Source organism: Neisseria sp. P0021.S007 (assembly GCF_051956855.1).
Genome location: NZ_JBQCXA010001089.1, coordinates 1 through 533, shown reverse-complemented (window position 1 = coordinate 533; position 533 = coordinate 1). Strand labels below are relative to the sequence as shown.

The following is a 533-nucleotide window of genomic DNA, read 5'->3' as shown; positions in this document are numbered from 1 at the left end:
GTATATGAACAGATGAGGTAACACTGATTTGCTTGATATCTTCAAGTTGGATTGAGTGGGTTGATAACCTGTTCAATAGCAGTCAAAAAGGTCGTCTGAAATTTTTCAGACGACCTTTGGATTCTCAAAGTCAAACTGTTATTTGCCAGCTTTCAGCGATTGCCACAAACGGACGCTCAGGCGGCTTGCATCTGTTGATTTGGGCGATACGATAAAGCTTTTATCCATCAATTCCTTGGTTGGGAAAATAGACGCATCGCCGGTATATTTCTCGTCCATCAATGCGCGTGCAGGGCGGCTGGCTGGAGCGTAGGTAACGAAATTGCCGTTTTGCGCCGCGACTTCGGGATCGAGCGTGTGGTTGATGTATTTATGCGCATTGGCGGTGTTTTGGGCATCGCGCGGAATCATCAGGGAATCTACCCAGATGCCGACACCGCTTTTGGGTGCTAAAACTTCGATTTCGACGCCATTCTTCGCTTCTTGTGCGCGTGTTTTGGCGATGTTCAAGTCGCCGCCGTAACCGACTGAGA

General features: G+C 48.4%; 1 pseudogene. It reads right to left on the bottom strand.

Annotation, left to right across the window (positions count from 1 at the left end):
- Positions 1-138 precede the first annotated feature (138 nt).
- Positions 139-533 (bottom strand): annotated as a pseudogene (locus ACTHUR_RS17670) (polyamine ABC transporter substrate-binding protein); the annotation flags it as partial.